We start from the raw sequence: 13,797 nt of genomic DNA, 5'->3' as shown, positions 1-13,797 counted from the left end.
GCCAAACGTCCGAACCGTTGCCATAGGCCCTGGTCATCCGACGAAAACGGGCTACTTCGGGGAACCCCGGACATGAACCCGTGAGTAACGTGCCGAACGATCACGCCGCAGGGACCGTATCTGCACCAAATCTTTCCGATTGGAATCAGCCACGGCAAGCCTGAGCGTGGCCGACTTGCCTCTTGAGTCGCTTGCGACGGAATGCGCAAAACGCCCGGCGGGCGCCACCCGCACCGACTCAGCGCCAGGTGTCGCCGGGCTCGCCGGCTGCGCGGGAACGTGCTGCGCGAAGCTAGACATGATGATCAGGCGGCAGCGCTCGCGGCCGTCCTGAGTGAGGTGGCCGTGGAGATCCGCGGTCACGTCGACGGACCGGTGCCCGAGCCACCGGGAGCCCTCGCGGAGGGCGGCCCCGTTGCTCATCGTGATGGTCGCCCACTTGTGCCGGAGGTCGTGCGGCTTGTAAGGGGGAAGGCCGAGCCGGGCAATCGCTGCGTCCCAGGATTTACGAACCAAGCCAGGGTGCGTCATCCCGCCACGGGCGTTCCGCACAGGCAAGAACTCATGAAATGCATCGAGAAGAGCAGGGGCCGGGATATCGCTCGCTGGCGCCAGGACGGCGCGAAGCCCAACACCATCGCTGGCCGTCGGACCGCGCTCTCGGGCCTCTTCTCTCACGCCGCACGCCACAAATGGATCGCGACGAACCCCGTCAGGGAAGAGCGCTTCGACGTCGGCCGCGGTCACCTTGGCCATCGGCTTGTTCCCCACATGGGGCAGCACGTGCAGACGCATGATCCGTTCGTATCCGACGAGGGTGCCGGGGGCGCCCACCTTCGACGCGAGCCAGCCCTCCGCGTACTGACTGACCGAGACGCGGCCGGCGGTCGGATCGACATACGTGTTCTCATGCTTGTCGTTCTCGACTTTCGTGGCGAAGTCGAGAGCGTCCCGCTTACGCTCGAACGACTTCTCACGCTGCCGCGCGGTACGCCCGCCCGGCTCCCGATAACGAACCACCCACCGCTTGCCAGCCGCGGTGGCGCCCTTGGCCATGAGCTTGGCCAATGTTCATCCCAATCCCCTGAGACGGTTCGTTATCCGTCCAGGACTTCGACTGGGTGATGTTGTAGCTCGGAAACCCGGCCGCACCAAATGAGGCACGAACTCTCGGGTTTGGTGGCGTTTAGGCGGCAGCCGGACCGTCGCTGGACTTTGGATGTGTACGAAATAGATCCGGCTGCTGCGCTGATGCGAGATTTGCCGCCAGCAGTGGCTCCGAGTCGTCGCCCGGGCGTAGGTGCGGTCCCTGAGGACAGCCCTGGGCCGGGTTCTGGGCCGTCGGGCCCCTCTGGGCAGCCGGATCCGTGCCAGTGCCGCGGCGGCTTGCCGGGTGTTGTGGCCGGCGGATACCGAGCAGGCGGCTGCCCGCGGCGGCAGGCAGCCGGGAGGCCATCCCGACGAGCGCGGTGTTGCGTGCCATCCGCGGCCACGCGTCGTCGGTCATGACGGCTCCTGTGCCGCGGAGCCGGCCTGCAGGTGATCACGTCAGTCTGGCCTGGCCAATTGTTCGTCCCGCAGTCCGACACAACCAACGCGAACGCAGCATGCCCATCGATGGGCCTCGGTGAGGAAGGTGACAACAGCGCAGGCCCCCGACCGTGGACAGCTGGAGCTCTGTGCTGGGAATGACCGTGAACGGGATCAGTGGCTGTCGGCCAGACCCCTGCTCAACTTCTTATTGAGGCGGGCGCTGGGCTCGTTCAGGCCGGTGTTTTCCCGAGTACCCAGTCGTCGAGGTACGCGTAGCTCTCCGCGAAGGTCAGCCCGTGGACGAGGACCTCGGGGACACACAGCGAGTACGCCTCGGCGGTGCCACGGCTGCTGCTGCACGGCGGCCGGGCGCTGCGCTGCGGGTACGTGGAGGCCGTCGGGGTGACCGGCACCGTACGGGTGCGGGCGGGGTGATGGTTGCGGAGGGTATGCGGGTTACGTAGACCTCGGTGTGTCCCATGGGGGCGCCCCGTTCTGTGCCGCGTGCAGCCGGCAGGTGTGGCGTGGGGCGGCGCTCGCACTCACGCCGAAAGGGCTCGTTGCGGACGAAGGTGAGGAGGGCTTCATCCCCGTCCTGCCGACGCCGGCCCCGGCCCCCGACATGGACGGCGAGCTGACCTGCGACTGGCGTGACGAGGGTGCCTGGTAGCCGCTGGGCGACCGGCCTAGGGTCGCGGACCGGGCATGTGGGGGGCGGTGACCGTGCGCGACAAAGTGCGACCCGTACTCCTCGATGTACGGCGCGAACAGCGGCATCGTCTTCGTCATCTCGGTGGCCGCGTTGGGAACCACGGCGTTCGCGGTGATGCCGGCCTTCGCCAGCTCCATGGCCCAGGTGCGGACCATCGCGGCGATGCCCGCCTTCGCGGCCGCGTAGTTGGTCTGGCCGAAGTTGCCGCGCTGTCCGGCCGGGGAGCCCGCGACGATCATGCGGCCGCCCTCGCCCTGCTCGCGCATCCGTATCGCGGCGGCGCGGGCGCAGGTGAACGTGGCGCGCAGCTGCACCTGTTGGACGGTGTCGAAGTCCTCGTCGGACATCTTCCACAGGACGCGGTCGCGCAGGACGCCCGCGTTGGTGACCATGATGTCGAGCCGTCCGAACTCGGTCGCGGCCCGGTTCACCAGGGTGTCGGCGGCCTGAGTGGTGCCGACGGCGACGACCTCGGCGACCGCGCGCCCCCCGTCCTCGGTGATCTGCTTGACGGCCGCCTCCGCCGCTTCGGCGTCCACGTCGTTGACGACGACCGAGGCGGCGGAGAGGGGAGCAACGCTATGCACTCTGATTGCGGCGGTCAAGAGAGTGCGTCACATTGGGTCTGTACGTGCTGACGCGACGCGGGAGGGCGATATGGCAGGCGACCGAGGTGGCAGGGCGAGCGGGAACGCCGCAACGGCGGGGGGCGGGGCGGAAGAGCCCAGGACGGAGCCGGGGCTCGAGGTGGCCCTCCGCCCCCAGTCCCTCATGCTCACGTTCCTCGGCAACTACGTGCTGGGCGGCGATGTCTGCGTCTACTCCGGCAGCATCATCGAGGTCTTCGGCCGCACGGGCGTGGGCGAGCACGCCACCCGCTCGACCCTGACCCGCATGGTGGGCCGCGGCCTACTGCAACGCCGCCGCGAAGGCCGCCGCATGTACTTCGGCCTCACCGATCGCGCGACGGCGATCCTCCGCGAGGGTGAGGACCGCATCTGGAAGCAGGGCGCCGTCAACGACGACTGGGACGGCACCTGGACCTTGCTCGCCTTCTCCCTGCCCGACGCCAGCCAGCGTCAGCGCCACGACCTGCGTTCCCAGCTGACCTGGGCGGGTTTCGGCCCGCTGATCGGCGGCCTGTGGATCGCGCCGGGGCGGGCGGACGTCGCCGCGATCACGGAGAACCCCGAACTCGGCCCCTACGTCACGGTGTTCCGCTCCACCGTCGACCCGGCCACCGACATCTCCCGCATGGTCCAGGACACTTGGGACCTCGCGACCCCGGCCGCCGGCTACACCGCCTTCCGGAGGCGCTGGTCTGCGTTCGCGGACGGGGACAGCGCTTCGGATGTCGACGAACTCGCAGTCAAGCTGGGCCTGCTGACGGAGTGGCTCCAGATCGTTCGTGCCGACCCCCACCTCCCGGTCCAACACCTCCCCGCCGACTGGCCCGCCGCCGAGGCGGAGGACGTCTTCCGCCGCGCCAACGCCCGCGTGGACGCGGCGGCCGGCGCGCTGGCGGAGGAGCTGTTGGAGACGCTGCCCCTGCGGGGGTGAGGGGCCGGCGCCTCCGCCTCCCGGCCCGTACGTATCCGCATCCCCAGCGGGCTGATCCACATCAACGATCAGACGGTCAACGACGACGTCGTCAGCGCCGGTCGCATGCCCTGATGGTTGGTTGCGTGTCGGCTCGGCCTCGGACAACCGCGGCCGAGCCGGCAGCGGCCGGTCCCGGCACGGCGCCATCGACATGACCCACATGGGCGCAGACCACAGGTGCCTGCGCCACGGCCGATGCCACGCGGCTGGGCCGGGTCTCAGTCGGGGTAGGGCAGGAGGGTCGTGTTGATCTCCTTCCAGGACGCCTTCAGTTCCGCGAGCAGTTTGGGCTCGCCGCCGGCCAGGTCGGCCTGCTCCCGGGCGTCCTGGGCCAGGTTGTACAGGTGGTCGGCACCGGCGGAGTCCTGGTAGTACTTCCAGTGACCGCGCCGCAGCGCCCGGTTGGCCCGGACCCGCCAGAACAGGTCGCGCTCGGGCAGAAGCTCGCCGCGCAGCAGGTAGCCGGCCAGGCTCGTGCCGTCCAGCGGGTAGTCGGGGGCGGGCCGAGCGCCGGCGGCCTCCAGGAGGGTGGCGGTCCAGTCCGGAGTGAAGTTCGGCTCATGGCTCACCTGGTTGGCGCCGATCCGGGCGGGCCAGCGCAGGATTGTCGGGACCCGGATGCCTCCTTCCAGCAGGTCGGCTTTGCCCCCGGTGAGCGGCCAGCTGTAGGAGAAGCGCTCTCCTCCGTTGTCGCTGGCGAACAGCACCAGGGTGTCGTCCTCCTGGCCGGACCTGCGGAGCGCGTTCATCACTTGGCCGATGGCGGCGTCCAGGCTCTCCACCATCTCGGCGTACTTCTCCACCGAGCCGCCGTCCTTGTGCTGCAGGGCCTGAAGCGCCCCGTCACTGCCCCCAGCCCGGATCTTGGCGGCGATCTCCGCCCCGGTCTCGGCATCGCCCTCGGTCAGCCACGGCCAGTGCGGAGTGGTGAAGTTGAGGTTGAGCAACCACGGCGCGTCGTGCTCGCGGCCGACGTACTCCACGGCCCGCTCGGTCAGGATGGTGGTGTAGTAGCGCAGGTCCTGGTAGGACGCGTCCCCCTCGTAGAGGTCGTACTCACCGAGCTGGCCGAGCTTGGAGAAGTACTCCAGTGTGCCGCCGAGGTTGCCGAAGAATTCGTCCCAGCCCGACTTGGTGGGGCTGTAGTCGGGCAGCCAGCCGCAGTGCCACTTGCCGATCAGCGCGGTGGAGTAGCCGGCGGCCTTCAGTAGGGAGGCCAGCGTGGGGTGGGTGGGCTCCAGCCCCTGGGTGCGATTGCCGATCGGCTCGGCCAGCCCGCCCTTGGTACGGCCCGGGTAGCGCCCCGTATAGAGGCTGAACCGGGTGGGGGAGCAGGTCGACGATCCGGAGTAGGCGTTGGTGAAGCGCACGCCCTGGCGGGCGAGCCGGTCCAGGTTCGGGGTCTTGATGTGGGGTGCGCCGTAGGAGGACAGGTCGGCCCAGCCCAGGTCGTCGGCGAGGATCACCAGGAGGTTGGGGCGCCGATGGTTCTTGCGGTCGGCGCGGGCGCGGAAGGGCTGCTCCGCCTGCTGTGCACTACCCGCTGAGGGGGTCGCGGAGGCGGGGGAGGCGGTGGCCAGTCCGGTGGCGGCGGCGATGACACCACCGCCGAGCAGCCCACCCAGGAAGCGGCGGGATATGCCGTCGGAGGCGGCGTTGGGCAGGTAGGGGCTGTCGGTCATGGGGAGTCCTTGTCGTCGATGGCGGCCGGTGGGAGCGCAGGCGGACATCATCCGGGCGTCGCGCGGACGGGCCCGGATCGTGTCCGGCGGGGACTGGTGCAGGCGAACGGATGTCAGTCCTGGGACTACTGAGAGCTGTTGGTGGGGTGGGCGAGGTCGAAGGGCCTCGGGTAGGGGCCTGGCCGGAAGGTGAGGTAGCGGGTGGGGGAGGTGGCGTCGATCCTTCGGGCCTCGGTGTTGAGGGCGTCGGGGGGTGGTGTCGCCCCAGTGGCCTGTGGTGATCCGCTGGTTGAGCTTGTGCAGCGCGGCGACCTGTTCGGCGGCGGTGAAGGTGCAGTGGCCGGCGTTGTCGACGTACGCCTGGCGGAGCAGGGTGGTGGTGCCGGCGGCGGTGACGGCGCGCCGGTGGGCGCTTGTCGCCTGAACGGGGATGAGGGGGTCGCCGGTGGTGTGGATGTCGAGTTGGGGCTTGCGGAGCTCTCCGGTGAAGGCGATGTTCGGAAGAGCACAAAGCCGAACACACCCATGGTGATCGAACCGGTGAGGACGACGGGGCGCCGACCGAGCCGGTCTGACAGCGCCGACCAGCCGATGACGCCGATCACCGCGAGGGCGGACGAGAGGGTCAAGGCATTGAGCACGGTCTGTCGTGGGTACCCGACCTGGACGCCGTACGCGATGAGGAACGTGGTGAGGGTTCCCTGTGCGACGAACGCGGCGAGCCCCACACCGACGGAGAGCACCAAGTTGCGGGGGCGGCGCAGGACATCGAGGAGCGGGAGCCCGCTCTTCTTCGGCGGCTGACGATGGGCTGCGGCGAAGACTGGCGTCTCCTCCACCCGCAGTCGGATGAACAGGCCGACCACCAGCAGGACGATGCTGAGCAGGAACGGGACGCGCCAGCCCCAGGAGAGGAAGGCCTGTTCGCCGACGACGGCGCTGGTGGCCGTGAGGACCGAGGTGGAGAGAATCATGCCGAAGGGTGCTCCGGCGTTCGTGAAGCTCGCCCAGAGCCCCCGGCGCGAGGTGGCATGCTCGGCGGACATCAGCACGGCACCGCCCCACTCCCCGCCGACCGCGATGCCCTGCAGCACACGGAGCAGCACCAGCATGACCGCCGCCCAGCTCCCCACCTGCCGGTCCGTCGGCAGCAGACCGATGAGGAAGCTCACAACGCCCATCAACGTCATGGTCGTGACCAGCATGCGCTTGCGGCCCAGCCGGTCGCCGTAGTGCCCGAAGACGATGCCGCCGAGCGGGCGGGCCAGGTATCCGGCCGCAAAGGTCCCGAAACTTGCGACCGTGCCGGCCAGCGGATCCAGACCGGAGAAGAAGATCTTGCTGAACACGACGGCCGAGGCCGTGGCGTAGAGCAGGAAGTCGTAGTACTCGATCACGCTGCCGATGAAGCTGCCGACGACTGCGCGACGTAGCTGCACGTTGTTCTGAGACGGTGGTGCGGTATTCGCCATGGCTGCCATCCCTGTCTGTCGCGAGGTGTCCGCGTCATCGGACCGGGGCGCGTCCGATGCGATCTTTCGTGATCCGCGTGGTGCCGCCGCAGATGGTCCGGATGTGCGCGTCCGTGAAGGCGCGGATGGTGGGGTGCTCCCGCAAGTAGCCGCACCAGCCGCGCGGTTGGAGGCATCGCGGGATCGTCCGCTGCTGCGGCTCCGTGGTCCGCCGCTTGGCCTTGGTCGCGTCGCGTTGCTCGCGGGCAACTCCCCGGCCCCCGCACAAGTGCGCCGGGCCGTCGCTCGGCGAGCCCAGGTTGGGGGCCTCTTGCCTTCGTCGCGAGGGAACGTACGTCGTTTCTCTTACGTCAGTCAATATTCTGCACAAGAACAGCTCTCCTCCCTCGTCCGGCACGCTCCGCTTCGACAGTGATGACGGCTTCGTCGACTTCTCCGGAGACGCCGGCGTCCCGTACACACGTCGATCGAGGACACCGGACGGGTCGCCGAACTCGCCTGGGAAGCGCCCACAGTCAGTCGGCATGCCCGAATTACTGAGAGGCGCCGACGAAATGCCAACACTTGGCAGCCCCTCGGATACGAGCAGCGCTCGTCACCGGAGTGGCTGCGGCCGGTCAGGCGTGGCGCGGATGCGGCTCGGAGGCGGGCCGGCGGTGGGCCCAATTCTGGCCGGCCCCTCCACGTGTGGCGCGACTTCTCCGAGACTCGGGCGGAGCCGCACTCTGCCGCGACCCGCCGCGGGCATGGCCCGGGCAGTGGAAAGAAAGGCGTGTGAGCGTGACAGCGCAGTCCTCCGCACGTGTGCATCGGGTTCCCGATCCGAGGCGGCGGGCGAGCTGGTGAACGCCACCCGCTACGGCCTGGTCACCGGCCTCTGCACCGGCGATATGGACTCGGCGCTGCGGCTCGTTTCCTGGTTCGACAGCGGCATGGTCAAGGTGAACGGACCGACCACCGGAGCCGACTTCCACGCATCCTTCGGCGGCGAGCAGGAATCCGGGTACGGCCCTGCCGAGCAGGGTCGGCGGTCCTCGACTTCTACTCCCGGCACCTGACCGCGACCGTCTTCCTCGAGAAACCCGCGGGCCTCGGCTGAGCCCGCCCTCAGCACCCGGCGCGCTTTACCGACCTTCGCCGCGGCGCGGCCGGTGGAACACACCGGCCGCGTCTGCCTTGATGTCGTGGCCGTCAGCAGCAGCCTGCCGTATGCGTGTTCGCGGCTGCGACCGTCGCCGACGCGGTGGTGCCCGCTGCGTCCTGGTCCTGGGCGATGCGGCCGCGCAGCATATTCTCCATGACCTTCATGAAGCGCTGTGTCCCGGAGGCGCCCACGACGAACGGGTTCTTGGGGCCGCTGGGTGCGTCGCGCAGTTCCTGCATGCGCTCCAGGCCGTAGTCGCAGAAGGGGTGATTGCTCAGTTCGACGTCGACCCCGGCCCGCCGCATCCGGGAGGTGAAGGTGAGGACGGAGGAGAGGTACGTCTCCTTGTCGGTGGTGGCCGCGGGCGGATTGGTGCCGCCCCACAGCATCGCGGTATGGCGCCTTCCCCTGTCCCATACGGGAAGGATCGGTGACACGCTGCCGGGAGTATGACCCGGGGTGTAGTGCAGGTCCACAGTGGTGTGGCCCAGGGTGAGCCGCTGGCCGTCGCTGATGTCGAGGTCGTGCCGGGGTTGGTCGGGCCCCGGCGTGGTCGTCATGTAGGTCCAGTCGGCGGGGGACATCAGCACCCGGGCGCCGTACTTGTCGGCCAGGTACTGGGCGCCGCCGAAGTGGTCCCCGTGGCCGTGGGTGACGACGACGTACTTGATCGTCGACGGGTCGGCTCCGAGCTCGCGCAGACCCCCGACGATGTGCTGCTCGGCCCCGTTCGGGTTTTCCAGGGCGTCGATGAGGATGATCCCGGCCGAGGTGAGGATCGCCGTGGCGGACACAAAGCCGGCGCCCAACACCGCGACGTTGTCGAAGATCCGCTGCGGGGCAGGTGCGGCGGGCCGCGGCGGGGTGTAGCCGGCGGTGAGCGCGCTGACGAGGCTCTTGAGGACCGGGTTGTCACCGGCCAGTTCGGCAGCCCGGTCGAAGTAGTGCTGTGCGGTGCTGCTCGTGGCCGCCGAGGCCTCGGCGGTGGCCTCCGGAAGCAGGCTCGTCACGCCGGCGGTGACCGCCGTGGCGGCGCCGAGCTGCCAGAAGCGGCGGCGCGTGAGGGTGCCGTGGGAGTGTCCCTCGGACGGTGCCGGGCGGCTTGCGGCGGCTTGCGGCTCGTTCATACGGGTGGCTCCTTGGGGGATCGGTTTGGACAGGGTTCCTGTCTCGTGTGAGGGGGATGTGGCCTGTGCCGGGTTGCGGGCCCCCCGGCTCGCCGTGGATCCGTGGAGTGCCCGAGGGAGCCGCCCTGTCCGCCGGGTACAGGGCAGGAGAGGCACCCGGGGTGTCCGTGACGACCGGTCGACGATTACCAGCGAGGGCTTTCTCGCCGGTCAGCGTTCTTCAGGCAGTCAGGGCCGCCTGCTCGTCCCGCTCGCCGGCCGCGGCGTCGCTCAGCGACACGCCCTGGCGTTCTTTCAGAACGAAGGTGACGGCGAGCCCGATCACCGTCATGACGGCGAGGTAGACGCCGACGGAGTACACGGTGTGGGTGCTGGACTGCAGGGCTTCGGCGATCATCGGCGCGAAGGCGCCGCCGAGGACAGCTCCGATGGCGTAGGACAGGGCCGCGCCGCTGTATCGGACAGCGGTGGGATAGAGCTCCGCCAACAGCGCGGCCTGCGGCCCGTAGGTCAGTCCGAGGCCGACGCTGTAGAGGAGGAGGGCCACCGCGATGAGTCCGATGTTCGCCGTGTTGAGCAGGGCGAAGAAGGGGAACATCCAGGCGAGTTGGACGATGAAGCCGATCCGGAAGACGCGGATGCGGCCGAGGCGGTCCGACCATCGGCCCGCGGCCACGGTGCTGACCAGCCAGCCGACGGCAGCGACCATCACGGCGATCAGGATCTGCGTCGGGTCCATGTCCAGATGGTTCACCGAGTAGCTCTGCACATAGCCACCGGTGGTCATGTAGCCGACGGCGTTGTTGGCGGCGAAGAGAAGGGCCCCGGCCACGACCAGCGGCCAGTGATGCCTGAGCAGGGCCGTGAGGGGAGTGCCCGGCCGGGTCCCGGACTCCTTCAGCTGTCGGTAGACCGGGCTTTCGTCCACTCGCCGCCGGATGACGAATCCTACGGCGACGAGCACCACGCTGAGCAGGAACGGGACGCGCCATCCCCAGGAGAGGAACTGCTTGTCCGTGGTGAGGGCGGTGATCGTGGCCAGGACACCGTTGGCCAGGAGCAGGCCGAGCGGGGCTCCGAGCTGCGGATAGGCGCCGAACCTTCCGCGCTGGTGGGCGGGTGCGTGTTCCACGGAGATGAGGGCGGCGCCGCCCCACTCCCCGCCGGCGGACAGTCCCTGGAGGATCCGCAGGAGGACGAGGATGACCGGGGCGCCCGTCCCGATGGTGCCGGACGACGGCACGAGTCCGATCAGGGTGGTGGAGACGCCCATGAGCAGCAGGGTGGCGATGAGCATGGCGCGGCGGCCGAGCCGGTCGCCGAGGTGGCCTGCGAGGGCGGCCCCGACCGGGCGGAAGAAGAAGCTGATGCCGATGGTCGCGAAGGAGATGACCAGTGAGTCCTCGCCCAGCCCGTCGAAGAACAGCTGGTTGAAGACCAGGCCGGTACACAGAGCGTAGATGAAGAAGTCGTACCACTCGATCGTGGTGCCCGCCATGGCGGCGAGCGCGACCGTGCGATGCCTGCTGGATGAGGCGGTGGATTGGGACATGGGGAGTCCGATCGTCGTCGGGTCGTCGTTGGCCCGGGAAAGAATCGAAGGTCACAGCCATCACGTGGCGGAATGGATGGTGTGCGCGGGGACGTGGGTGCCGGGTGCCCCCGCCTCGTCCCGAGGGGGAACGGCGTCAGACGGCGTAGCCGGGGTCGATGCGGTCGATCTTGCGGCGCAGGGCCTCGAACAGACCTCTGCCCGCCTGGGTGCGGTCGCCCATCTGGAAGGACTCCTTGGTCGAGCGGATGGCTGCCTCCCGGCTGACCGGTGTCAGCGGCTGTCCGGACGACTGGGCGGCAAGCTGGATCTCACAGGCCCGTTGCAGGGTCCACAGGGCGGCGAACGCGGCAGGCACGGTCGGCCCCAGTGCCAGCAGGCCGTGGTTGCGCAGGATCATCAGGTCGCGGTCGCCGAGGTTGGCCACCAGCCGGGGCTTTTCGGCGGGGTCGACGGTGATGCCCTCGAAGTCGTGGTAGGCGACCATGTCGTGCAACTGGGCGGCGTAGAAGTTGTCCGGGTCCAGCCCGCCCCGCAGGCTGGCGACTCCGGTGCCGGCGGTGGTGTGGGTGTGCATGATGCAGTGGGCGTCGGGCCGGTTGGCGTGGATCACCGAGTGGATCAGCAGTCCCGCCTCATTGACGGGCCAGTCAGAGTCCGACAGGACGTTGCCGTCGAGGTCGATCTTCACCAGGTTCGAGGCGGTGACCTCGTGGTACATCAGCCCGAACGGATTGATCAGCAGGTGTCCCTCCTCGCCGGGCACCCGCACGGTGATGTGGTTGAAGATCATCTCCACCCATCCCAGGTGGTCGAAGATCCGGTAGCAGGCGGCCAGTTCGAGCCGCGCATGCCACTCCGCTTCGCTCATGTGCGCCGGCTTCGCCGAGCTCATCGGGGTGTCCAGAACGGTCACTGTTGTACTCCTCGAGTGCTCCATGGGTATCGCCACTACGGCGCATTGCCCGGTGTGCAGGAGCATGGGCGCGGGACCGCTCGATATCCAATGTCGAGACCTATAGCGAATGCCTGCGCCCGGTGTTGTATCCGACAGTCGCGCGGCGGTGAATGGCACCGCGCCGCATCAGTCGGTGACCCGGTGCCGTGCAGGCTCGTTCAGAGCACTCAGTTCCAGCGTGAGCATCAGGCGCCGTGCGGGGTCCGAGAGTGACACCCCGAACAGCTGCTTGGCCCGGCGCAGTCTGAGCCGGAGTGTGTTCTGGTGGATGTGCAGCTCGGCACTGGCCGCCGCGACATCGCCGAAGTGCCGCAGGTACGTGAGCAGCGTGGCGCTGTAGTCGGTGGCGTTCTCGTCATCGTGCGCCCGCAGGCGCTCCGCGATGCCGGTGCGCAGTTCGGCGTCGCGCCGTACGGCCTGGAGCAGTCGGCGCAGCACCAGCTCCGGCCGCAAGTCTTCGGCTCGATGGGCGCCGGGGGCTGCGCCATGCTGCTCCAGGTGGTCGAGTGCGGCGTCGATGTCGCGGCGGGCGACGAGCAGATCGGGCGCCGTGGGGACAGCTGGGGAAAGGACCGCGGTGAATGGCCGGTGCAGGCTGCGCCTGGCCCGGTCCAAGAGGTGCTCCAGCAGGGACTCGGCGGACACCGAGCCTGAACCGGCCGTCGGCAGCAGCAGGTAGAGGCGGTCGTCGAGCAGCGCCGCAGCCGGTTCATGTCCGAAGGAACGGCCATCGAGGACGGCCAGGTCCAGCATCCGCATCAGGGCAGCGCGGCGCCGCGATTCGGTTCCTGGTTCCGCGGGCTTCTTCTGTTCCCGTTCCAGCGCGACTTCGGCCAGGCCGATCAGTACGGCGGGAAAACGAATTTCGCCGGACGGGTTCTGCTGCCCTGTGCGGCCTTCCAGCGCGGCACGCAGTGCGCGGTCACGGCTTTCCTGTTCGGCGTCGACCTGGCGCCGAAGTGCCAGCATGTGCAGCGCCGCGATGCGGGCGGCTTCCTGCAGGGTCGGTCCGCAGTCGGGGACCGCGCCCTCGTCGGGAAACGCGACCCACAGCGAGCCGAGCACGTCCTCGCCCGCCCTGACGACCACGGCCATGCGGGGCAGGTCTCCGGGGCGGTGCTGACGTACGACCGTGTCGCTGCCCCACACCTGACGGTCGAGGTGATCGGCAAGCGCCTCGTCCGGGACGCGTCGGCCGAGGATGCCACGCCTGCGGGTCTCGTCGATGGGCTGGTCGGGCAGGCTGGAGTAGGCGACCAGTAGCTGTTGGGTATCCATGATCGCCACAGCGCCGCCGACAATGCCCGCGAGCGCGTTGGCCAGGGAGAACAGGTCACCACCGGTCAGTCCGCCGCCGGGGGGCGCGTCCGCCGCGCGGGCGGCCAGCAGGGTGGTGGCCAGGCGTTGGACGCGCGTCCACGGCACTTGCGGATTGACGCCCAGCACCGGCACCCCGGTCTCGCGGACCAGCGCGACCAGGTCCGGTGGCGCCGGAGCCGCACATTTGATCGCGAGCGCACACGAGGTCCTCGCCGCCGTCTGCAGAGCAGCGCCCACCGCGTCGTGGTTCGCGATGTCCAGGCCCACCCCGAGCAGAAGCCGGCCGGGCTCAGCGGCCTGGAGTGCCTCCGGACAGTCCAGCAACTCCACGCCCCTGACGTCATGTTCGCGATCGCCCTCGGACAGGACCGTGATCACCCCGTCCTGCAGGGCGTCGACGAGTTGAGCGAGCGGGATCGCGGTCATACAGGACCTCTTCTCCAGGGCGGTATCGATATCAACATCGACAAGCGTCACCAAGTGTAGGACTCGACATTGTTGCGGAGGGCCGCGCATCGCATGCTCACTGCGGACGGCCACACCGGCCCACCCATGCACGGCCTATCGAGAAGGAGGTGCGACGGTCTTGACGCCACCGTTTGTCATCGCACCCGTCGACCCCGCAGCCCGGCCATCCGCGTTCGGCACCGAGCGGTCTGCACCGCTCGAGCCGTCCCCCTGCCGGTGGAGCTGAG

Annotated in this window: 12 protein-coding genes; 2 read left to right on the top strand and 10 right to left on the bottom strand. The window is 69.2% G+C overall.

Annotation, left to right across the window (positions count from 1 at the left end; translation table 11 throughout):
• Positions 1-51: 51 nt before the first annotated feature.
• The 3 genes from ABT381_RS05595 to ABT381_RS05585 form a co-directional block, all read right to left on the bottom strand.
• Complete coding sequence (locus tag ABT381_RS05595) at positions 52-1,068, bottom strand: tyrosine-type recombinase/integrase (protein ID WP_351588123.1); 1,017 nt, start codon at positions 1,066-1,068, stop codon at positions 52-54.
• A 695-nt stretch (positions 1,069-1,763) separates the two neighbouring features.
• Positions 1,764-1,946 carry a hypothetical protein gene (locus tag ABT381_RS05590; protein WP_351588208.1) on the bottom strand — a complete coding sequence of 61 codons (183 nt, stop codon included), beginning with the start codon at positions 1,944-1,946 and terminating at the stop codon, positions 1,764-1,766.
• 43 nt (positions 1,947-1,989) lie between these two features.
• Complete coding sequence (locus tag ABT381_RS05585; RefSeq protein ID WP_351588120.1) at positions 1,990-2,832, bottom strand: SDR family NAD(P)-dependent oxidoreductase; 843 nt, start codon at positions 2,830-2,832, stop codon at positions 1,990-1,992.
• Positions 2,833-2,992: 160 nt separating this feature from the next.
• Here ABT381_RS05585 and ABT381_RS05580 point away from each other — a divergent pair, with 160 nt between their 5' ends.
• Positions 2,993-3,805: a PaaX family transcriptional regulator gene (locus ABT381_RS05580; RefSeq protein ID WP_351588117.1), complete on the top strand. Its 813-nt coding sequence runs from the start codon at positions 2,993-2,995 to the stop codon at positions 3,803-3,805.
• A 260-nt stretch (positions 3,806-4,065) separates the two neighbouring features.
• Here ABT381_RS05580 and ABT381_RS05575 read toward each other — a convergent pair whose 3' ends face one another.
• The 3 genes from ABT381_RS05575 to ABT381_RS05565 form a co-directional block, all read right to left on the bottom strand.
• Positions 4,066-5,529 carry a sulfatase family protein gene (locus ABT381_RS05575; RefSeq protein WP_351588114.1) on the bottom strand — a complete coding sequence of 488 codons (1,464 nt, stop codon included), beginning with the start codon at positions 5,527-5,529 and terminating at the stop codon, positions 4,066-4,068.
• Positions 5,530-5,654: 125 nt separating this feature from the next.
• Positions 5,655-7,001, bottom strand: a complete 1,347-nt coding sequence (locus ABT381_RS05570; RefSeq protein WP_351588110.1) for an MFS transporter — start codon at positions 6,999-7,001, stop codon at positions 5,655-5,657.
• Between the two features lie 34 nt (positions 7,002-7,035).
• Positions 7,036-7,527 carry an acyl-CoA dehydrogenase family protein gene (locus tag ABT381_RS05565; protein ID WP_351588107.1) on the bottom strand — a complete coding sequence of 164 codons (492 nt, stop codon included), beginning with the start codon at positions 7,525-7,527 and terminating at the stop codon, positions 7,036-7,038.
• Here ABT381_RS05565 and ABT381_RS05560 point away from each other — a divergent pair.
• Positions 7,526-8,059: an aldehyde dehydrogenase family protein gene (locus tag ABT381_RS05560; protein ID WP_351588104.1), complete on the top strand. Its 534-nt coding sequence runs from the start codon at positions 7,526-7,528 to the stop codon at positions 8,057-8,059. The two genes, ABT381_RS05565 and ABT381_RS05560, sit on opposite strands and share 2 nt — an antisense overlap.
• A gap of 133 nt (positions 8,060-8,192) precedes the next feature.
• Here the strand turns inward: ABT381_RS05560 and ABT381_RS05555 are convergent, their stop codons facing one another.
• The 4 genes from ABT381_RS05555 to ABT381_RS05540 all read right to left on the bottom strand — a co-directional run bounded on the left by ABT381_RS05555 (position 8,193) and on the right by ABT381_RS05540 (position 13,579).
• The gene (locus tag ABT381_RS05555; RefSeq protein ID WP_351588101.1) at positions 8,193-9,272 is read right to left on the bottom strand and encodes an MBL fold metallo-hydrolase; all 1,080 of its coding nucleotides are present in this window, start codon (positions 9,270-9,272) and stop codon (positions 8,193-8,195) included.
• A gap of 220 nt (positions 9,273-9,492) precedes the next feature.
• Positions 9,493-10,824 (bottom strand): MFS transporter, encoded by a 1,332-nt coding sequence (locus tag ABT381_RS05550; protein WP_351588099.1) that lies wholly within the window; start codon positions 10,822-10,824, stop codon positions 9,493-9,495.
• A 136-nt stretch (positions 10,825-10,960) separates the two neighbouring features.
• On the bottom strand, positions 10,961-11,740 hold the full coding sequence (locus ABT381_RS05545; protein ID WP_351588096.1) for a class II aldolase/adducin family protein: 780 nt from the start codon (positions 11,738-11,740) through the stop codon (positions 10,961-10,963).
• 168 nt (positions 11,741-11,908) lie between these two features.
• Positions 11,909-13,579 carry a helix-turn-helix domain-containing protein gene (locus tag ABT381_RS05540; protein ID WP_351588202.1) on the bottom strand — a complete coding sequence of 557 codons (1,671 nt, stop codon included), beginning with the start codon at positions 13,577-13,579 and terminating at the stop codon, positions 11,909-11,911.
• Positions 13,580-13,797 lie beyond the last annotated feature (218 nt).

This window comes from Streptomyces sp. NPDC000151, assembly GCF_040301705.1.
GTDB lineage: Bacteria > Actinomycetota > Actinomycetes > Streptomycetales > Streptomycetaceae > Streptomyces.
The sequence above is the reverse complement of the archived record's forward strand: the minus strand, read 5'-3'. Positions and strand labels throughout refer to the sequence as shown.

What these genes read in the sequence shown, in the direction of transcription:
- ABT381_RS05575 (WP_351588114.1), bottom strand. Translation starts at nt 5,529, where the DNA reads ATGACCGACAGCCCCTACCTGCCCAACGCCGCCTCCGACGGCATATCC.
- ABT381_RS05570 (WP_351588110.1), bottom strand. Translation starts at nt 7,001, where the DNA reads ATGGCGAATACCGCACCACCGTCTCAGAACAACGTGCAGCTACGTCGC.
- ABT381_RS05555 (WP_351588101.1), bottom strand. Translation starts at nt 9,272, where the DNA reads ATGAACGAGCCGCAAGCCGCCGCAAGCCGCCCGGCACCGTCCGAGGGA.
- ABT381_RS05565 (WP_351588107.1), bottom strand. Translation starts at nt 7,527, where the DNA reads ATGCCGACTGACTGTGGGCGCTTCCCAGGCGAGTTCGGCGACCCGTCC.
- ABT381_RS05560 (WP_351588104.1), top strand. Translation starts at nt 7,526, where the DNA reads ATGCCCGAATTACTGAGAGGCGCCGACGAAATGCCAACACTTGGCAGC.
- ABT381_RS05550 (WP_351588099.1), bottom strand. Translation starts at nt 10,824, where the DNA reads ATGTCCCAATCCACCGCCTCATCCAGCAGGCATCGCACGGTCGCGCTC.